This window comes from Bacillus cereus group sp. BceL291 (genome assembly GCF_051776705.1).
GTDB lineage: Bacteria > Bacillota > Bacilli > Bacillales > Bacillaceae_G > Bacillus_A > Bacillus_A cereus.
On sequence record NZ_JBPWAP010000073.1, the window covers coordinates 1 to 21,014 of the forward strand.

The window sequence follows — 21,014 nt, forward strand, 5'->3', positions numbered from 1 at the left end:
AGAGGTGCCCTTCAAGGCGTTACCCTATCATTTGACAACTCGGAATGAAAGTTCACTGTTGAACAATTGTCCGACAGTGCCTAAGCTTTTCACTTAGGAACGTGTCGCACCCCCTTTAGGATCGACACAAAATGCAAGCCCATCGCTCATAACAATCCAGTATAATAAGATGTTCATTAAGAACGATTTCCCTTTCCCTGTCATACCGGCTATCATTACTGATAAACTATCAAATTCATTATTTAAGTTCTCTAGCGCTTTTGCTGCTAAGTCTGGTCTAATAAAGACTGGGCGATTTAATTTAACTGTACGACCAATATAGAACCCTTGATTGTCGCCAATTTGTGTTGTTGCCCCAAACATACCTTGTGCTAAAACTCCTGGCTCCGCATATATTTTAAAATCTTTATTATAGCGTTTGGCCCCTGGGAAAAATTCATAGAAATATGCCATCTGATCGCCATAAGGATTTACTAATTGAATTTTCATCTTTCTATACTCTGTAATTAGTTTCTTAACGCGATGAGCCAATGTTTTTTGATCTTGAGCATGAACAGCAAATAAAATACTCATTTCAAATCCTGGTGCACCCGTTGTCTGGAAAACGTCTTGCATCAGTTTAACTCCGGCCGCCTTACGATCTACAGTCCGGTCTACTGTTCCACCAAGTGCCGCCTGGTGACGTTGGTCATTTAATTCCCGCTCGCTATTTTGCAATCCTTTTAGAACACTCACATTCTCCATATGATGACCACGAATACTTACTTCCACCGGGAATTTTAAAGAATGCGATTGTATACGATATATCCATTCTCGGCCTGGAAAATGTGATTGTGGGTCCATATCACTTACTGCAAGAAACGAAACGTAACTTTCTTCTAAATCCCCCTCTGCATTTCTCCTTTGAAGTCGAATACAACGGCCAGGCTCTTCATCTACTTCACACTCAGTTAAGCGGAGAATAGCATCACGATCTGGACGTGTAGCCTTTTTAGTTTCTCCATTTTCATCTACCCATGAAATTTTTCTTCCTACATTCCAATCCTTCACTGTTTCTGGAGCTGTCATTCCACGACTGAAATTATGTTCAATTAAGAACCTTGTAACTGGTGGCGTCGCTCTTCTCACAAAACGAAAAGCGCCTAACAATTGATTATAAATACCATCTTCAGCTTCCTTATAATCATTAATCTCTTCTTCTAACAAATCACTTTCTTCAATTCCCATTGCTCGAAACGGCGTTTCAGTAAACCCCTTTATAAATTTTCGTGCGAATTTTGAGGTTTCAATTACTGGATTTTTGACTTGTTTTTCTTTTCTATCCTGATTTAATTGCACCAATAAGAAAAAATGATATTCTGTATTTTCTTTTGAGACTGATGATTGTTGCAAATATAATTTCACTTTTTCAAAAAGGACCTTTGCCGTGTTAGACAAAGGTCCTTTCAATCTTGCAATATGTTCATCTATAATTGCGTCAGAATCAGTTACTTTTGGAATGACAAGTAAATGAAAATCACTTTCTAATTGTGTAAATAAAGACTTCTGGTTTGAGAAATATGTTTTCTTCATCCGATCACTTTGATGTTCATATTCAAAACCTTCGACTTCATAAATACTCCAAACCCTCTGATCTGGACAAAAACAAAGATTATCCTCTACATGATTAATTGGGAATTCCGATACACTATTTAACGCAAGCATTAAATATCCTCACCTTCTATATTTTTAAATGTTTTTATTAAATATTCATTTTCAAATTAATCCTCTTGTTTTAGTACCATTCGTCTTCTTCTAAACGTATTGTCTCGGATTCTTCTGTGTCTTGTTCTATTAGAGTCAACGGATAATCTTCAACCTCCCCTTGACTCATAGGTATAATAGGAACAATATCCGATTCACGGTAACGAATGAAAATAGGACTTTCAAAAACATATTTTTTTGGTTTTTCAAACCTTATAAAGCGTGACATTTTATGTGGCCTTAATTTAAATAAAATCCATGATCTAGCAAATACTAAAAATGACTTACCATCTGTTTTATACGTATCTAAGCCCCAAACTGCAAAACCTGGAATGATAATGTAATATGGAAGCCAAAATTCATCTGCAATTGGTCCAATAAACCAAGAAGTTAATGGGAAAACTCTTAATATAACAAACACCAATACTATTAAGGCATAATAGCCTAACATCTTCCACGACACAGGTCGTGGAAGACGATAGCCTAATAGTTCATATTGGCGACGTTCATATTTCATATAACTTCCGAAAGTATATACAATAAAAGGTTTTGATTTTTCTTCCATCAGCAAGAACGCCTCCTTATTTAATTACATTCCTAACATTCCACCTAAGAATGATCCTACTTTTTCAAGAGTTTCTGGTGCTGCTACAAGGAAGAATCCAAGGCCACCCGCGATAACAATTGTAACGAGGAAGCCCCATGCTCGCTTCGCAATACAAAAGATAACTAACCCGATAATGATAATCCCTAAAGCATATTTTCCTTGTGTTTTAACCCAGTCATACGCTCCATCTAAACCAAATCCTAGTATCATATTATTTAACAAATTCATTTTATTTTCCCCTCTCTATTTCACTGTCATATCAGTGACGATATATTGTTTTCCTTCTTTTTTAACTGTTAATACATATTTCATTGTCATTTTGGATTCTGAAACAGCATCCTTCATTTCAGCAATTGTATAAACTTCATACGTACCTTTCTTTGATCCTACATATACTTTCGCTTCCTTGATTTGTTCAAAGTGAAGCGCTCCTTCTAACCCTTTAATATCTTTGTTGTGTAATACATACTCCAATTCTTTTTGAGTCGCTGTTGTGTAAGACTTGAAGAAAGTTGGTAAGAAGTCGCGAATCTCTTGTTTCGCTTTATAATCTGCCTCATCTGATTGCTTTTCATCTTTATCAACTTTGATTTTTGCTTTATTGTCTACTTTAACAACTTGAGGATTTCCCATTACAATAAACCCTTTTCCATCCGTTTGAATCGGTACAGCAATTGTTTCTGTAACGTCTTTCCCTTCATCTTGACGAGTAAGTTTATAATCTACTTTCAGAACCATATCTGCACTTTGTTTACCAGTCTCTTTTACCCGCACAATGGAAGCCTGTACATAATTTGCATCCCACTGAAGACTATGCATATCTAATCCAGCTTGTGGGTCCGCTCCTTCTAGTAAATAGGGTTTTAAACGCCCTTCTCTATTAGCACGCTCGTTATCCCCACGTTTCCAGGTAAAGTATTCCTTTGCAAATTGCTTTGTAAATTCTACCGCTTCTGGACGCGTAGCTCCATTCTGATTTAATTGCACTTTTGAATCCGGACCCTTTTGCACCATTGCTTTCAATTTATTATTAGTAATGAGCCCGGTAATCGAAACCGTAAACATCCACAAGAAGAGTACCCAAAAGACCACATTCCCGATCTTCTTCGCTTTATACGAAGGTATTCGGAAAGGTTTCCTCCTTTTTTCCCTCCACTTATTCAACCTTTCTTTTAACCCCACGCCATTTCACTCCTAACCTTTTTTATCAAATGCTTTGGAAAGGCCCATAACTGCAACTGTTACAACAAGTAACCCTTCCCAGCCATACCTTCCATAAATCTCTAAAAACATAGATTTTATTTCTTCATAAACTGGTTGTGCTTCTGGGAATCTACGAAATATAAAATCTTTTGATACAACTAACACAATAACCGCCGTTATAAAAGAAACAATTGTTGAAAGTACAAATCGAAACATCCTCTTATAACCTCACTTTCTCATTAGGATTTCCGATGTTCCGATAAATCGCTCCAAAAGGATTTTGTAAGACTTCTTCAAACATCACGACATAAACAGGTACATGCGGGCTCTCCATTTCTTTCATATACCGCAACAATTCTTTTTGTCGTCCCTCATTACCAGCAATAAAGATTAGTCGCCATTTCTCTATTGGGTATGTTAGACCTGCATATCGATCATATTTTTTAACCGATTCCTCCCGGCTTAAAAAGTCGTTATACCTTCGTAGCTTTTTCTCGATAACCTCTTTCGTTCCGTAAGTACGTTCCATTTCCAAAAATAAGCCATAATTTTCTTCGATACTGTTTTTCAAACCAATAACAGCCAATCCATCTGGTCGAATAACAGCACTTTTATTTTTGTCATATTGAAACGTTCCTCTTGCTTCATTTATCCATTCTTTCATTCCAATTGGAATGTCTTTCTTTGATTGTTCCAACATGGCACATTCAACATGAGCCAACATCAAACTATGATAAACAAAAGTCGCAACTCGATTGGACCATTTATAATTCCAATGGACCTCCCCTCTCAATTCTCGCACCATTTCAACACCGTACTTATCAAGTGTATAAATATTTGATCCATTACCTGATCGCCTACGCTTTCCACGAATACTTGCTACTGGATGTCTTTCACTTTTGATGTAATTCTCTTTCTCTAGTTTCGCAAGTCTTGCGTAGATTGATTTTTCTTTATGATTGGGATAATTTCTCATACGAATATATTCAAAATCTAAATAGATGTGTGTATGAATATCCATCAATAATTGTTCATCCTCAGTGGTTAAAAACATCTTCATCCTCCTTCCCACCATTAAAAGTCAAAGATACTTTTTTCTTCTTTTGATTCAGCGTTTTCTATTTTCTGCGATTCCTCTTTTTTGATTTCAACGGGATACTTTTCTTTATCGTCATCTACCATTTCAAACGGATAATCAATTTCCTCTTTCTCTTTCAAAAAGATATGATCAGTGGTTTCCATCTCCCAAGGGAAAGGCATATCCATAATGACAGGTGATTCCTCTTGCGCCACCTCTTCAGCTTTCTCAAAGAGCGATTTCTCTTGCGCCGCCTCTTCAGCTTTCTCAAAGAGCGATTCCTCTTGCGCCGCCTCTTCAGCTTTCTCAAAGAGCGATTCCTCTTGCGCCGCCTCTTCAGCTTTCTCAAAGAGCGATTCATCCTCTTTTTTTAAGTTCACTTTAGTTGGACCTGTTATGTCTTGACCATATAAGAAAAGATTAATTTCCCGATCTATTTCTTCAGCTGACTTCCCTCGCTTCTCTAATTCATTAATTTTTTTGTATGTCCATTCATTTGAATCAGCAATTTCTTTATCATTTCCATACGTTGCAACCTTGCCATTCGGTCTATAGCGGTCTAAAGGCGGCGCTTTTATCATGCACCAAACATTTTTGGCTTTCCCATCAAACTTATCTTGCGTTTGAACAGCTGCCTCCAAATCGGGTAATCCTTGCAAGTACTCCGCTCTAAATTTCCCTTGCATAATCCCCTCTAGAGCTTTAGCCGATGACTTACCTTGCCTACAAACAAAGAAATTACCACCTATTTCTGTAAGTGCATCTGCCAATTTTTGATCTAATTGCCCTGATATTTGTTGTGTAATAATCCAAAGACCCAGACCATACTTCCGATCCTCCGCTACGATTTTAGGAAGTATTGGAACTGGTACTTTATGAGCTTCATCAATGAATGCTAAATGCAATTTCGAACCAATCTGTCTTTTTTGTACAGTACGGTGGTACTGATTCATGATATAACCAATTGTTAGCTTAATATCAGCATTTCCCATGCCTGACAAATCATAAAAAACAAGATGACCTTCATCCATCCACTTTAAAATATCTAGAGAAAAGTCAGATTGTCCGTATATGCGTTTTAAGTATGTGGAACTACGGAAAATATCTAACCGATTTAATAATGGCTGCATACTATCTTCTAAGGCGGCCCCTATTTCATTTTTCCATAGATTTCTATAATGCATTGATTCTGGACCTTCCAAACCATCCAAAACACGCTCTCGAAACAATTCATCCGTTCCAAATGCAATAATACTTAATGTAGAGTGCTCTTGACTCCCATCACACAAAAGCGTTCCAATAATCGCTTTTAGAATTCTTTCCGTTTGTGGGGCTGGATTTGGGACCAATGCTTGAATACTTTCAAAAATAGAATCAACTACCGTTTGCGTATCTTCATCAGGATTACGATGTAACAAGTTAATTGCCGGTGGATATTTTGTTTTTCGGAAGCGAATGAAGTGGACTTTATCCCAATCTACTTTTGCGCCCTCTAACTCTGCCTTTAACAATCGATTTAGCACCACAATTGCCAGGTCTGGCGTAGGATCAAACAATGAAAATCCACTTGCTGTATTTGGGTTTTTAATCCAAAGATTTAAGGCACTATCAAGTACATTGCCTGCTACAGTACTTTTACCAGCGCCAGTACCTCCGGTAATACAGCCCATCTTTTTAAACTGCTCTTCCGTCATCTTTACTTCACGATCTCTTTCTAATGGATGAACTAACGTTCCAATTGTTAGACCTGTAGAAAGAACACCTTCAGGAAGCATCTTTTCTCCACTCTCTAAATACAAAATCTTATTCTCAAATTCATCCTCTTTATCACCCTTGATATTCGGGAGATGAAGCAAATTAACAAGTTCTGACCCTGTCCAAGTCATACGCCCGTAATAAGGAATTGGAATACGCCAAATAGACCGACGAAACGAACGGTAACGAAGTTCATTTACATCAGCCATCATACTCGCTATGATATTCCCCAAACCTTTTAGCATTCTGACACCAGGATATACCTCAGTCGCTACAGAAACACAAACTTGAAACGCTGTTTCTTTCCCTAAAAATCGTTGCGTTAAAACCTTTGCCTCCGTTTTCTGAAACACATCTAAATCTTTTTCTATTCTCTTTAGAGCTTTTAATTCTGCTTCTTCTTTTTTGATTCTTCTTGTTAACCGATAATCTCGATCCGGCGAAAAAGAAACATCAATCCAAGTCTTTTCTTCCATTCCACTTATAAGCTGTGGAAGTTTATCAGTTTTATACTGGGCTAATGATAAAGACTTTTTCGTCTTTAATTTCATTCTCCCGCCAACAGCACCACCAAACAATTTATTACGTGGAAACGGAATATCTTCTATATTTTGTTCTATGATCTCAGCGTTCTTATATACATTTCGAAACGCTTTAACTAAATAAGCTAAATTCTCTTCTGGTCCACCTAAATAAAATCGAACCTTTTGACTCTTCCCATCTATATCTTCCGGCTGATACATAACTAATCTGTACCAATCGCGACCCTTCCACAATTGTTCTAGTGGTTTTCGCCCCTCACCATGCACTTGTCTAATCATATCTCCTAATTGGTCTACTTTAGCATCATCAGACATATGAGGGATAACTAAAACGTATTTATAAGACCTCTTTTCGAGTCTATATAAAACAATACATCTCGTTATCCAAAATATAGTCCCGATAAATAGTAGGAGTAGACTAACATGTACAACCCTTTTCACAATTGGCACAATCTGAATTAATCGATTTAAAATTTCGTATCTTGTAATCCAAACAAACAATATACCGGATAGTAACAGGAAAAATCGCCAGTGTTTTATTAATATCTTCAACACGGCTTTTTCCAGTTCTTTTTCAAACTTATTTTTAGATGCCACTAACTTCACTTCCTTTGCATCAACTACGAAGAATTACTTTCTCCTTTTAAAAAAATAAAATTGAACTAAATATATATAATGATTTTCAGATATTAATATTTTATCATTCAGTTATCCAAGTCGATTTCTCATTTAGATAACTCCGAGAGTTCTTTATACTTTTTATGGTGTTCATTAGTAATGGCTCCATTAATTAAAATAGCAAATACAAAATACTTCACAAATCTAAACTCTGTATATAACCCTACAATTTTATATAACATTCAAATTTGAAACTAATTAACGATTTTGTTAAGAAACTTTATACGCTTTGCAAACCCACGCTTCATCTTCATCCGCACAATCCATATCATCTGCTAAAAAAATTTCCACCTTTAATTTAAGACCATTTCCCATTACATCTGTTGCTTCATAAACATTCCCTACATGACTATCTCTTTCAATTTTGTTATTATCTAGTGAACCCCATTCGTCAGGGAAACTGTCATAAAAACGCTCTATTGCCTCTTCTAAATCATATTGTTCTGGATAGGTTCTTTCGTGAATTAATTCCATTTTCACTACCTCCATTTTTTAATAAAATTCAAATTTGATTACAATCTATAAAATAATGCCTAATCCTTTAACATTCTCCATCACACATATAAATAGGTCTTTCACACTTGTTACAGATATAACTATACCTTGATGTTCCTACGATCTTATTTACAACCGTTTTATCAAACTGATATCCTACGGATTCATAGTCCCATTCTTGATAGTATTCTTCCACTCGTATAATGCGATCGGCCACTTTCGTTAAAACCATATCAATAAAGGAAGCAATTGGTGTTTTATCAAACTGTTTTCTGTCTGGATAATCTCTTACACAGGTAATAAAACTCCACTTTAACCCTTGTAAATCCGTGAAATAACTTTTATCCTCTGCCCAATAACTAGGATCTGCTTCTAAATCTAATTCTCCATATAGACTTCCACTTAACTCTGGATTAGTTAAATCATTAATAGTATTTTTACTAAACGGAATAAGTTTACTCCCTTCAATTGCATAATAATCTTTTAAAAATGGATATTGGGTAACCGCATCTTCCCATTGTCCATTATTAATCAAATTAATTAGCCCTTTATACTCTTCTTTAATAACTACCTTTCCACGTAAAGCCGTATACTTAGCTGACATTCTCTCCATCCCCCTTCTCGACAAAATTCAAATTGTATTAAATTTTATAAATTAACGATTTTGTTTATTTTTCTTCACATTCACAATCATGCAAATCGCCACCACATTCATTACAAACACAATCACAAAACGCTATTTCCTTATCACACTGATTACAATATTCGATTGATGAGTATGTCATTTTATTCCCTCCATCTTCTTCATCACTAAATGTAAATATTAAGTTGTAATTTTAATTTGCTTAGTGTTATAATGCGAGAGATCGATAGTTACATTCACTGATCAACCTCATGTAATTTTAATAAAAGTTCTCAAAATCCAGCCCCTATCAGCGCACCGTTAGGGGCTGAACTCTTTCCAAATAGAGATTTCATTAGATTACATCCGCACTATCGATTGCCTCTATTTCAGCTTCACACTTCTTTTCTGACCAATCTTTAATCATATCCCACGGATAATGCATTTCTACTAAAATCCTTTTATAAGTACCTTCTTCCGTTTTACTGATCGCAACTGGATCAGGACCATTCAGTTTTAATACAAAATGACTAGTATCTTGATAATCTAATTTTTCTTGATCCATCGACTCCACTTTTTCTTCAACTAATCTTTGGAAATCATCACTGTTCGCTTCTTCTGGTATTTCAACTTCAACAAGAGCTTTATACGTTTTTTTTACTTCCACTTCTACTTGATACTTTTTCATCTTTATACCCCTCCGTTTTAACTTCTTTAGCTGAATAATATATTATTCTAGGCGTTTTACTCAGCCATTTATTAAGATCGTTCTGTCTTATTTCTTCCAAACATATATTATAGAATTCCTCTAATCCTTTTAAGTCTCGTCTTTCTAATTCATTTACAATAAATTCTCTTACAGCATATGGATTTAATTCACACAATTCTATGAAGGTATCATGAACAACTTTTAACTTCCCTTCATCATAGAAATCTAAAATTTTCTTTGTTATTTCCTCTCTTTGTTTGTAATCTTCCAACCAATCACCATATATACCCTCAACCTCTTTAAAATTCAAATTCCCTAGAAGTTTTATAATAAAACCTTTCACCCCTGAATGCTCTATTCTAGAAATACTCACAATTTGATCATGAACAGGTTTTAATTTCCCTTCATCATAAAGTTTCAAAATGCCTTTTATCATTTCTTCTTTTCTCACAAGTTCATATTGCTTGATTAAACACATCTTATTCCTACTCCCTAGTAAATTTCTAAATCTACTACAATAACACTTCCGCTCTATTTCACACCCTTACCAAAACATTTAGCACATTTTGTTTTTTCCATAGATTCATGTATTTTGTACCCTCTAATTGAGCATGTTTTTCCAAATATCATTCCCGTTCCGTTGCATTTTTTGCATTTTCGAGTCTTCAATTAAATCACACCACTTACCTATAAAGTTTAAATAGTATTAAAATAAATATTTAATTAAACAAATACTGTACAGCAATTAATAAAATCATTCCACATAAGGCTGCTGTCCCTACAAAAAAGAATTTAGTCCAAAAATCCAGTGCATCCCAACAAGATGTATATTCCTCTATTTCTTTAATATCATCTTTCATTTTCCCTTTTTCCATTTTCTTATCCACCTCTTCACTCCTTTACAGTTCTCATACACAAATTAGAGAGGGCTATAACAAGAATTCTTGTAGATTCCTTACAAGTCAACATAATTGAAAACGCATGATAAGAAGGATGATCTTTTTCTAAATGATCTGTGATATGTTCCAAAAAACCTTCCTTTTCTTCGCTTTGCAAAACAAATTCTCTTACATCTGATAACCTAGCCTTTTCTTTATACTTATCTTTTACGTAAAGAATTGCTCCACTCAAAAATGATTGTGTTGTTCTTATCCATGTTAAGCCAGCGCCTTCATGGAGTACCTGTTTTGTCATTTTTCTAGCGAGTTCATACGCTTGTTTTTTAGTTTCAATACCAGCAATTTCATTAGAAACGATCATTAATTCCACCCCTTCATTGTTATGAAATTTTTACATAATAAAACTTACAACACTTATGACTACACCCCAAAAGGGAAGGGCAAAGATTAAGCCATTTTTACATCCTTTTGCAAAAGCTAAAGGATCATCATCTTGATACACTTCTCCTGATAAACGTTTCATATTATCCCTCCTTGAAATCTGCTTCTACTCTCCATAAAAAACTACAAGTGACATAACCTATTAAATAAATCATCATAAATTTGATTAGAAGATCAATTATTATAGAGCTCACTTTTCATTCACCTCTCCCATAGCTTGTAAAATACAAGCTATTAGTAAAAGTGGTATTAACATTAATAAAATCCCAACCTCTCGACATTTTGTAAATATCGAAATCCACCCCTATTAGAATAGAACTATAAATAGTCTCTTCCTTATGTTTTCTTTCAAGAAGATATCTATATAAAAAGGTGACAAAATATCTCAAATGCAATTGAAATATTGTCACCCTTTATTGCTATTTACTAGCAAGCGATATTGAAGTCTACTAAGAACTCCGATTTAATTTAAACCATCATTTACTTACTATTGAACATTTCCTAAACTGCGATCTTAACTCAAACGATATTTGCTCATTCTTTTCGTACACTTCAAGACCGCTTATTATCTAAAATAAACTTGTCCTACACCTGAACGGGTACTTTGTACTGATACATCAAAAGTACCTATACCTCTTTCAAGTAATTTAAATGAATTATATTTATACTTCCCTTTGATAGTGAAAGTAAGAGGTTGATTAAATTGCACTTTCCCTTGTGTATATTCCATCTTCCAATCTTTAGAATCCATATTGCTATCCTTTAACTTTTGATTCACTTTATTGATTACGTCAGGAGTAAAGCCCCCATCCCGCTCTGCTAAACTTACAGCATATTCACTAATTTCATTCGCCTTAACGTTAACAACTGTTTGTCCTGCAAATTCTACACCAAAGACAATTATGAACATTAACGACAAGAAAAAAACAACATATGTAACTGCTTGTTGCATGTATATGTTTCTCCTTTCTATAAATTAAGAGAAAAGGACGGATTAACCGCCCTTTCAACTAAAAACTTATTTTGACCATCCAGACGGTTCACTCTTAGCGCCGCCAGTAATTGAAGTAAAGTAATTAGATACATTAAAAGTACCTGACTTTATTGCTGGGTACATGATAACTAAAACTACAACTGCCATTCCAAGACCAATGTAAGTCCATGAAACTTTATTTGATGTTTCATCTGAAGACTCATTTTTCAACCACTGTTTTGTACGAGTTAATAAAGCTGAACCCTTCCACTTACTTGATCCTTTTAATTCTTTAATTTCTAATGTTTTCATAAATAAATTTCTCCTCTTCTTTTAATAGATTTATTTAATAAATTAAAACCTAAACTAACTATCTCTTGCTTTATAAACTAAGATATTGCAAGAAATATAGATTTGAAGAAAAGCCTGTCCAGAAGTGACTTGTAATACATGAAACCCACCTCCTTTCTTTATAGTTTTAGTTAAAACATATGAACAAACTTTTCATAGATAGATGTAAAACTGAAGCCTATTACAAATACAATAATGCACAAATATGTAGAAATAAGGTATTTGAAGACCATACCTGGCCGTGATGCAACTAACGTTTCATAAGATTCAGCCCGTAGTCTTCTCATTAACTTAATTTGATTATTAATTATCTCTCTACTTTGACTTTCATCCATAACCATTGCTTGTTGCAAAGCAACCATAAATTGATACGCTGCTGGTATATCTACCTCACGTGCAAACTCTAGATATGGTTCAAAATTACCTGGTTCGAGTTCAATTTGTGCAATCAGATTTTCTACTAATGGTTTTAAATTATCTGAAGCATATTCTATTGATCTCTTAGTAGCTTCATAGGCTGTATATCTACCAATCATATAAGCTAAAGAAATCATATATTCCGGTAATTCAAGCTGCATTCTTAATTGTTTCGCTTTAACGTTACTATTAAGTTTAGATTCCTTCACATAAAATCCCATAACAGCAAATACCAAAGCTAAAGGGAAAATTACTATTTTTAAATCTGGAACATAAAACATTAAACAAGCTATAACTAAAAAATTTATAATTGAGAAGGTAAGTTTACTAATAATAAACTCCATTGGTGTAAGACTCGAATTAACTTTTTTTAGTTTTTTCTCTAATTCTTTTTCACGTTCTTGTGATATCCAATTCTTTTTTAATTTTAAAATTGGATACAACATTGTATACAAAATAGATTGTCTTTTATTCGCTACGTTACTTTTTTTTACAATGTTATAAATCTGAAACCTTTTACTTTTTTGTCTTTCCAGTACCAGATTGTAAACCACTAATACAAAGGGTAAGACTAAGATAAATAGTAAAATCAAAGGATATAGATTCACTCTATCACCTTCTTATTATTTTATTTTTGTGATATCTTCCGTAGGATCATAGAAAGAATGTTTCTCTATCTTAAATGCACTAAATATGCATACTATAATTATTGCTAAAAGAATAAACCTTCCTTGTATTGTCCTTGCAAATACAACATAATCATCAGCATTGATCGCCAAGGCTGCAACTGGTAATGAAGCAAGCATTATAGCCGTTTGCTTAAATGTTCTCCTTTGCGGTTGCATACCTGATTTTAATTTTGCACGATATATTTTTTTATCTTGAAATTCATGTGCAATATTTAAAAGTATGTCATCCGTATCTTTACCTGTTTTTGAAATAAGGTCTAACATATCATGAAAGAGCTTAATATCTTTATAATTATATTTCTGTACAAATGAATGAAAGGCATCTCTAATACTTTTCCCATCTTCCGTGTATAAGATTAAACATCTTTCTACATCATCTTTTATAGGAGATTGTAGTAACGGCAAAACACTCTTAAAAGCTAACGTCATACTTTCATGTGTAGAAACTGCATTTGCTACAGCTTCTAAATAAACCATTAACTGATTTTCTACATATTCTTCGTATCTCTTACGCTTATAAAAGCCAATGATTGGCGGAAGTGATACCCCTACTAACACCCCGAATATTGTTGTGCTTAATGACATAAAAAATCCATACAACGCAACGGCTCCAACTAAGGTCCCTATAATTAGTATGATTTGATAATCCCTAAGGGATAAATTCCAATTAAAATCTTTACTTTCCCTCAGAATATAGTTAGGACTGATCCATTTATACAATCCTTTTCTCTTTAAAAATTTCACTATCTTACCATCATCTTTTTCATTTATAACAATTAACTTGCCTTTATTTCTTCTTTGAATTAAATTGATTCCCAAATTAACTACAAAGAATATAGCAACTACCATCAAAAAATATGGAAGATAATTAAGAAATCCCAATTAAATTCTCCCCCTCTGTCACTACAGGAAGTTCTTTTGCAACCTCAAGTTCAGATGTATTAATCCCTTTAAATTTCAGCTTTTTAATCATACTTTCACTCAATTTCCCTACTCTTTCATGGGAACCATTGATTATGAATCTTGTTTGATTATTTTCGTCCTCAAATTCTTCAATTTCTTTAACGTTAAATGAATATAAAGGTGTATAAATTAGCTTTCCATTTTCATAACCTATATACTCTACAATTTCGGTAAGTCTTCTTTTTCCATCTAACATTAATTCAAAATGAATACCATAATCAAAATTTGAAGCAATACTTTGCTGTAAATATTCCTTGGATATATTTACAGCTTCTAAACACATACTAGAGTAACGTTCAACACTTTCAGCTGCACTTGGAGAATGTAAACTTGTAAGAATCCCATGACCAGTTTCCGCTAATTTTTTTGCTCCCCAGGCTTCTCTACCTCTTAATTCGTTAATGCATATAATTTTTATAGTTTGTCTAACTACACCAGATAATAAATCTTCATAAGTAACGGAGGTAGAAGAATCCTCCCGATCCCTAGTTAGCCAAGTACTTAAATTCCATTCTTTTGAATATATTTGTTTCAAATTCATCTCATCAACATCTTGTAGCACCAACGTCTTATCGGTTTTCACTTTTTTTCCTAAGAGATATTTCATAAATTCCGTTTTTCCACTGCCTGTTTCTCCAGATATAAGGATTCTTGAACGTGATTTCATCATTGCACTAAAGAAAGGAATCATTTCTTTACTTGCAAGACCTTCTTCCACAATGATCTCATCATTGATTCTTAAAGTTTTAGCAAATATCCGAATCGCTAATGAAATACCATATTTTGAAATATCAAAGCCCACTAAATTAATTCGCATATTTGGAAAGTAAGCATCACATTTCGGCTTACTATGTGTCCAAGTTTGACCAGATGCATTTACAAACTTATTACATAAAGCTTCATATGACTCTTTACTTTTAAAGGTAACATCTGAAAGATAGTCACCTTTTTCTAAATCTTTTATCCATATCTCATCCCAGCTGTTGCAAATAATATCTGTAATAATATCTTGCTCAGAAAATGGCTCTAATACATCAAGACCAGCTACAGTATCTACAATTCTTTTAGTAAGTTCTTCTAATGTAAAACCTTCTATATTGGGCTGTGTTGTAAGAAACTGCGAAACAACATCCTTTAGTGCTTCCTTTTTAGCTTCATCTCCAAATGATTCCTGGATTAATTTTTTATGATCCTTTAATAAATATTTTTTTACAGTATCAATTAAATCTTCAGTTATTTCTTTGGTAGTTGGTGTAGATGTATGCCCTCCAGAGTTGATGTTATATATATAATTTTTTATATTTATCCTTTCTGAAATTGAAGGTATGTAACCTAATTCTTCTAAAGAAATCACATTTTCCATAAATTTCACCACCCCTAGATCATTCAATTCTATTTACTTTTGAAAAGTCGGAATCCATTTTGTTCACTTCTGATAAAGCACCCTAATTTCCTAGCAATATTTTTCATGTAGTCATCAATTGTTTCTGATCCCAACTGTAGTGAAAACTCTACTTCCGCTCTTTCTGGATCATAAGGAATACAAGCCGTTACCTCAAAATCAACTAACATTTTGTAGTCCTCTTCATCAATTTTATTGCTACATAGATTAAATACATGTACCCACTCTTTGTGTTGCAAATTTGCCTTTTTAAAAACATTTGTTATGTTCTTGTATCTCGATAAAACAATTGGATTTCCTGTTAAAATACTGACTACACTATCACATTTACTTAACATAGGTAAGCCAAAAACATTTTCTATTTGATTAGGCAACTGAAGTATTACATAATCATAATCTAGTGCCTTTAATTTACTAATAAAATCATTACTGAATTTCTCGACCAAAGTTTCTACATTTGTTTTAAAACGAGGAAAGCTCTCTTCCGCAAAATCATTACTAAAAGTCAACAATTCCATATTACTTGGAAGCCAGGAAAATCTCTTTCCCTCTCCAACCTCATCCTTTTTCAAGATATACTTTTGAATATCAAACCTACCTTCTAGAATGGCCTTTTCCATAAACAGTTCCATATTTTTTTCTGGATTAGATATTGCTGTTTTTTGTGCAAATGTAGCATTTAAATAATCTAATTCTATATAAAGCACCTTTGAATTAGAATTTGCTATTACCTTCGTTAAAGATTGGCCAATTGTTGTTAGACCTAATCCCCTTTGCACACCATATATACCAATAATTTTTCCCATTATACAAACTCCTTTCTTACTTTAATTTATATGACTGATCCTGAATCCACTTTGTAATTAAATCATCATTCGTTCTTTCAATTTTGGCATTATAAGAGTCACCAGAAGCAACAGGAATAATTTCACCAATTAAGGCTCCCTTATTTAACAATTGATTTTCTTCCTCTGAAACTGCGAAAGTATAAATTTTGGCTAGCGGGCGATTCTTCGCCTCATTATTTAGGTTGTCTTTATATGATCCATCGACTTCTACACTCTTAGGATCAAATACATTTGTAGCATTACTATCTTTTACTGAAGTTACCCTAACATGTTTTGCAACACGCCCAAATATAGGCTTTTCAGTATGATCCGTTTCATTCTTCACTGTACCTTTAAAATACAGGTCTACATAAGAATCCGGGATAATGCTATTACCAGATGAAGTTTCAATATCTACCAACAACGGAAAAGCTACTTCATTTTTTTTCAAATTTAATATAGCTGCATCCGGCAATTCATCCTTTGGAACTACTTTGTCCTTGTACAATAAAGAGTTCTTTGAAACTCCAAATCCGTTTACTGTATACTTACCTTCTAAATCTTTTACATTTGTAATAGCATTAGGAGCAATTGCATCACCAGGAATGACCCTCTCTTGTAACATATCCTTTGTAATTTTTGTTCTTGGTGGAATATCAACCTTACTGAAATAGACCTTAGTAGGATTTATCGCACTATTAATTCTGTAATTTTCATATCCCGCAATTGTCGCTACTAAGCCTACAGCAATTAATACACTCACGGTTTTCTTAGGAAGCTTTTTTACCAATTTCTTCAACTCCTATTTCGTTACTTTTTTCGCTTCAAAAATCATATTTTCAAACTGTCTAACTGTCGTTTGATCATCCGGTTCTTTTAAATATTTCTTAATAGGAATAGCAAAAGTGTTGTATGATTCGACACCAATCATTGCTGGTTGAGAGTTAATAGCATAAATATTTAATCGTTTTTCACCATCATGGAAATTTGACTGATTAACATATTCTCTAATCAGGGTTTCTTTAACCACTTTCTCATTAATGGTTATTTCTTCATCAACTCTTAATTGCCCCATATTAATTCCTTTTGACATGGCTGTAGCTGTTGCTTGATGTAAGCTATTATCTTCATTTGTATCCGCTGCAAACATAAAACCGGTACTTGCTGTAAACAACATAATCCCAATCAACACCAGCATTATTACAACAAATTTTGGTGGTTGCATTGATTTGTACACCTCACCAACATATTTTTTCGTATACAAAAAGCCTGTTCTAAAAGCTAATTGCACTTTCAAAACAGGCTTTCTTATTATTTAAAATTAAATCTCGTTAGGAAATCACTATTCAGATTAACGTCTGAACCATGCGTCTTGTTATATTCTTTAATTTGCTTATACATTTCTGGAGTGATTTTATAACTCTCCATATGATACCCTGTTGGTATATCTTTTGGATTTGGATATTTCCATGTATTCCACCAGTCCGATAAACTAGTTAACATGTGTTCTTTATTTTTCCAATTCCACCCTACTTGCCCTGGGAATGGGTTTTGTGGATTTACAGAGCGTTTAATAAAATCATCGTTTCCTTTTTTATCACCAATCCCTGAACCTTCCACTTCAATTTTTCCCGTAAGACAAAGATTTAACTTATTAACACCCGCACCATAAGCCATTGCTTTAAATGAATACGTTCCATCTGCTTGTGTAAATTCGGTATACCACTTTCTCCCGCCATCTAAAATAGTTTCATTAGGATTGTATTTAGGATGCTTTTTATAGTTATCATTAAATACATTTCCTGAAAACTTTTCAACGTAAGTATGAGGTAATGACCAAACTTGATTGTATCCTCCTAGTGTTTCATCCATTGGTACTTTGTATCCATCTTCTGTTTTTGAATACTGTTGATGTTTAACCATTGTAGGAAGGAAAGACGTTGTACTCTTCACACCCGTAGCATGACTTGATGAATCTTCATTTGTGTAGGTTGTTTTCACTTCATAACTAAATCCATATCCTGCCCTTATTTTAGGCTTTGATATATTCACAATACTACCTGTTAAGCGTTCATATAATGTATCCCTATCTCCTGCGTTATTAATTGTACGCACAACAGCTGTTACTGTAGCTGTAGAATTAGGCTGTGAACAAGTAGAGGTTTCATGTGAAGCAACATTAATTGGGGTATCCAATTTATTATTATTAAAGTTTGTTTTTAATACATCTTTACTATTATCATATTTTCGCGGCTTAGGATTGATCTCAGCCTCAATTTGTCCTGAACTTGGTACTTTCCAATCATAATATAAAACTTTAGATTGTCCTTCGGATAAGTTGACCTTCTGTTGTCCTACTATATTATCTTGGAACCTGAGAACAACATTTGGAGTGGTGTTTTTATATTCACTCTCCAATTTATCTAATCTATCCCTTTTATTCTTCTCTTTATTTAATTTTTTTGTTTCTGTACTAATCATCGTTAATATTCTATCAAGATTATATTCATACGATGAACAATCACGGGGAACACAATGTTGATTTCCTTCTTCATCTATTGTACAAATTCTATCATATCGACAAAAATTCAATTCTTCCCTCGCGTCTTGTTTTCTGTCCTCTAATTTAGAAAGTTCTCGCTCTTGATCCTGGATTTTTCGATCTAATTCTTCTCGGTATTTTTTTCGTTCTTCTGAAAAATCAGCTCTTGAAACCTTAACCGGTGTTTTTACATTATCACCAGATTCAACAGTTTCACCCTCAATACGATCTACTGAAAAATCCATTTTGTACTTAAATGTATCTTCATCACCTTCACCACCTGGAGTTGGTGGTTTCTCTTTGTCACAACCATTTCCCGAAATAGTAAAGGAAGTTTTCTTTTCCTTTGCTGGTCTTTGTACAGCGTCATAGACTTGTAATTTCGCTTCAAACTTCCCACAAGTCGTTGGCTGCCATCGTATAGGGCTACTTGATCCTTTCCCTCCAAAATATCCAGCATCGCCCTCTTCCGGCTTCTCTGAATCTTTCTTAGGATTAGAACGAATATACCCTTCTTTAGTATCAATTTCAGATCCATCTTTATATATTTTCAGAACCCATTTTACTCTATTTCGCTCCCCAGCCATTTCCGCATAAGGATTTATAGTTTCTGACCCCATATTATTATCTGTATATCCTTTATTTTTGGTTACATATTCAAAACCTTCAACATGAAAATCTACTGTATTACTTTTAGGACCGTCAGATGCTTGAAATTTTTTTATATCCGGAAAACTAGTACGTACAATAAAGATATTAAATTTGTTAATATCCTTTTGTAGCCCTGCACCTGCCATACCACCTGAAAGATAAGCCATATCCCTAATCCAATAGAATTTACCATACGACTTTGGAAACGCAACACTTGTCACTTCATAAGGTAATATATACTTTAAAACAAAATCTGGATTCCCCCAATACTTTTGTGAAATCACTTGGGAGTTTACCCTTTCTACTTCTGTAATCATTCTATTACCTAGTGGGATACCACTTCCTATATATCCATCGTTCGCTACATTAACAAAAGGTTCACTATAATCAACGCTCTGTACCAAGTTCGCTCTTTGGTTTCCCCAATCAAAGCTACCGTTGTAAAGAGCTGGGTAATGAAGGTCAGCTGTATAATAAATATCAGGTGGTGCATTAGGTGGTAAAAATTTTCCTGGTCTTAAATAATTACCAGACATTTGCAAACCCTCGCTCATTATCAAGGTTTCTTTCTTCCCATCATAAAAAGGAATATCACTATTCCGTGCATATGCAAAATTAGGAACAAATAACGAAATAATGAAAATACATAATAATAATTTTGATTTTATTTTCTTCATTATCTTCCTCCTTTTATATTTCGAGGAATATTTTTAATTTCTAATAAAAAAGCCGTTTTAGTAGGTTACTAAAACGGCTTTTTTCATTATTTTTTTGTGATTTGAATTGAAATCATTTGATCTTCCATTGTTGGACTGATATGAATTTTATAATCCCCTTTTTCAACATTCTTAATCTTCATTGGTGCTGAAGGGATTTCTTGAATTTCTTGGTCCAAATTCAAGCTTGAATTTATAAGTGAAACAAATTCTTTCGTTAGCTCTATCATAGCATCATTTGATACCCTAAAAGTAACTTGAAAATCGTCTGTCTCTATGCCAGCTAATCTAAATTGATCTTTTGAACCATCTACCAATTTTACAATTGCTCCTACTTCACTGTACTTCAAGTTTGTTCCATACTTACTATTTATATTTTTAACAATTTGTTGAGCTTTAGTAGACGCTGCTTTATTAACAACCTCTGAACCATCATACCAAGCTTGTGTAAAAGTAAAACCATCTGTTGCTAAACTTGTTTCTAACCATTCTGGAACGTTAACTGGTTTAGTTTCTTCTCCAGTGTTTGGTTTTTCCTCTGGCTTAACTTCTCCACCAGTATTCGGTTTTTCTTCTGGCTTAACTTCTCCACCAGTGTTTGGTTTTTCTTCTGGCTTAACTTCTCCGCCAGTATTCGGTTTTTCTTCTGGCTTAACTTCTCCGCCAGTATTCGGTTTTTCTTCTGGCTTAACTTCTCCGCCAGTATTCGGT

Annotated in this window: 22 protein-coding genes and 2 pseudogenes; all 24 read right to left on the reverse strand. The window is 33.9% G+C overall.

Going from position 1 to position 21,014, the window contains the following annotated elements; translation table 11 throughout:
• Positions 1-111: 111 nt before the first annotated feature.
• Positions 112-1,704 (reverse strand): annotated as a pseudogene (locus ACS2CR_RS28165) (ATP-binding protein); the annotation flags it as partial.
• A 70-nt stretch (positions 1,705-1,774) separates the two neighbouring features.
• Complete coding sequence (locus tag ACS2CR_RS28170; protein WP_000391621.1) at positions 1,775-2,308, reverse strand: TcpE family conjugal transfer membrane protein; 534 nt, start codon at positions 2,306-2,308, stop codon at positions 1,775-1,777.
• 24 nt (positions 2,309-2,332) lie between these two features.
• Positions 2,333-2,578 (reverse strand): TcpD family membrane protein, encoded by a 246-nt coding sequence (locus ACS2CR_RS28175; RefSeq protein ID WP_001050787.1) that lies wholly within the window; start codon positions 2,576-2,578, stop codon positions 2,333-2,335.
• 15 nt (positions 2,579-2,593) lie between these two features.
• A complete protein-coding gene (locus ACS2CR_RS28180) occupies positions 2,594-3,442 on the reverse strand; it encodes a conjugal transfer protein (protein WP_438906104.1) in 849 nt (282 codons plus the stop codon).
• 102 nt (positions 3,443-3,544) lie between these two features.
• A complete protein-coding gene (locus ACS2CR_RS28185; protein WP_000488267.1) occupies positions 3,545-3,769 on the reverse strand; it encodes a hypothetical protein in 225 nt (74 codons plus the stop codon).
• A gap of 4 nt (positions 3,770-3,773) precedes the next feature.
• The gene (locus ACS2CR_RS28190) at positions 3,774-4,607 is read right to left on the reverse strand and encodes a replication-relaxation family protein (RefSeq protein WP_042595255.1); all 834 of its coding nucleotides are present in this window, start codon (positions 4,605-4,607) and stop codon (positions 3,774-3,776) included.
• A gap of 20 nt (positions 4,608-4,627) precedes the next feature.
• On the reverse strand, positions 4,628-7,525 hold the full coding sequence (locus ACS2CR_RS28195; RefSeq protein WP_438906105.1) for an ATP-binding protein: 2,898 nt from the start codon (positions 7,523-7,525) through the stop codon (positions 4,628-4,630).
• 291 nt (positions 7,526-7,816) lie between these two features.
• Positions 7,817-8,080 (reverse strand): hypothetical protein, encoded by a 264-nt coding sequence (locus ACS2CR_RS28200; protein WP_000420151.1) that lies wholly within the window; start codon positions 8,078-8,080, stop codon positions 7,817-7,819.
• A gap of 67 nt (positions 8,081-8,147) precedes the next feature.
• Positions 8,148-8,705, reverse strand: coding sequence for a hypothetical protein (locus ACS2CR_RS28205; RefSeq protein WP_438906106.1), 558 nt, complete (start codon positions 8,703-8,705; stop codon positions 8,148-8,150).
• Positions 8,706-9,078: 373 nt separating this feature from the next.
• On the reverse strand, positions 9,079-9,411 hold the full coding sequence (locus tag ACS2CR_RS28210; RefSeq protein ID WP_438906107.1) for a hypothetical protein: 333 nt from the start codon (positions 9,409-9,411) through the stop codon (positions 9,079-9,081).
• Entirely contained in the window at positions 9,368-9,910 is a 543-nt protein-coding gene (locus tag ACS2CR_RS28215) for a hypothetical protein (RefSeq protein WP_438906108.1), read from the reverse strand. The genes ACS2CR_RS28210 and ACS2CR_RS28215 overlap by 44 nt, the downstream gene beginning before the upstream one ends.
• Positions 9,911-10,151: 241 nt before the next feature.
• Positions 10,152-10,319: a hypothetical protein gene (locus ACS2CR_RS28220; protein WP_175566483.1), complete on the reverse strand. Its 168-nt coding sequence runs from the start codon at positions 10,317-10,319 to the stop codon at positions 10,152-10,154.
• Positions 10,320-10,323: 4 nt separating this feature from the next.
• The gene (locus ACS2CR_RS28225) at positions 10,324-10,692 is read right to left on the reverse strand and encodes a hypothetical protein (RefSeq protein WP_153603103.1); all 369 of its coding nucleotides are present in this window, start codon (positions 10,690-10,692) and stop codon (positions 10,324-10,326) included.
• A 30-nt stretch (positions 10,693-10,722) separates the two neighbouring features.
• Complete coding sequence (locus ACS2CR_RS28230; protein WP_438906109.1) at positions 10,723-10,854, reverse strand: hypothetical protein; 132 nt, start codon at positions 10,852-10,854, stop codon at positions 10,723-10,725.
• Positions 10,855-11,337: 483 nt separating this feature from the next.
• Positions 11,338-11,724 carry a DUF4320 family protein gene (locus ACS2CR_RS28235; RefSeq protein WP_001183555.1) on the reverse strand — a complete coding sequence of 129 codons (387 nt, stop codon included), beginning with the start codon at positions 11,722-11,724 and terminating at the stop codon, positions 11,338-11,340.
• A 66-nt stretch (positions 11,725-11,790) separates the two neighbouring features.
• Positions 11,791-12,057 (reverse strand): hypothetical protein, encoded by a 267-nt coding sequence (locus ACS2CR_RS28240; RefSeq protein ID WP_000853494.1) that lies wholly within the window; start codon positions 12,055-12,057, stop codon positions 11,791-11,793.
• A gap of 170 nt (positions 12,058-12,227) precedes the next feature.
• Positions 12,228-13,121 carry a hypothetical protein gene (locus ACS2CR_RS28245; RefSeq protein WP_325853269.1) on the reverse strand — a complete coding sequence of 298 codons (894 nt, stop codon included), beginning with the start codon at positions 13,119-13,121 and terminating at the stop codon, positions 12,228-12,230.
• Between the two features lie 15 nt (positions 13,122-13,136).
• Positions 13,137-14,084, reverse strand: a complete 948-nt coding sequence (locus ACS2CR_RS28250) for a type II secretion system F family protein (RefSeq protein ID WP_000506474.1) — start codon at positions 14,082-14,084, stop codon at positions 13,137-13,139.
• Complete coding sequence (locus ACS2CR_RS28255) at positions 14,071-15,528, reverse strand: CpaF family protein (RefSeq protein ID WP_153603069.1); 1,458 nt, start codon at positions 15,526-15,528, stop codon at positions 14,071-14,073. Before ACS2CR_RS28255 ends, ACS2CR_RS28250 begins: the two co-directional genes overlap by 14 nt.
• Before the next feature lie 29 nt (positions 15,529-15,557).
• On the reverse strand, positions 15,558-16,373 hold the full coding sequence (locus ACS2CR_RS28260) for an AAA family ATPase (protein ID WP_000516214.1): 816 nt from the start codon (positions 16,371-16,373) through the stop codon (positions 15,558-15,560).
• Positions 16,374-16,389: 16 nt separating this feature from the next.
• On the reverse strand, positions 16,390-17,193 hold the full coding sequence (locus tag ACS2CR_RS28265; RefSeq protein ID WP_050552735.1) for a hypothetical protein: 804 nt from the start codon (positions 17,191-17,193) through the stop codon (positions 16,390-16,392).
• A 3-nt stretch (positions 17,194-17,196) separates the two neighbouring features.
• Entirely contained in the window at positions 17,197-17,619 is a 423-nt protein-coding gene (locus tag ACS2CR_RS28270) for a DUF5411 family protein (protein ID WP_001183011.1), read from the reverse strand.
• An 86-nt stretch (positions 17,620-17,705) separates the two neighbouring features.
• The gene (locus ACS2CR_RS28275) at positions 17,706-20,264 is read right to left on the reverse strand and encodes a conjugal transfer protein (protein WP_153603070.1); all 2,559 of its coding nucleotides are present in this window, start codon (positions 20,262-20,264) and stop codon (positions 17,706-17,708) included.
• Between the two features lie 86 nt (positions 20,265-20,350).
• Positions 20,351-21,014 (reverse strand): annotated as a pseudogene (locus tag ACS2CR_RS28280) (S-layer homology domain-containing protein); the annotation flags it as partial.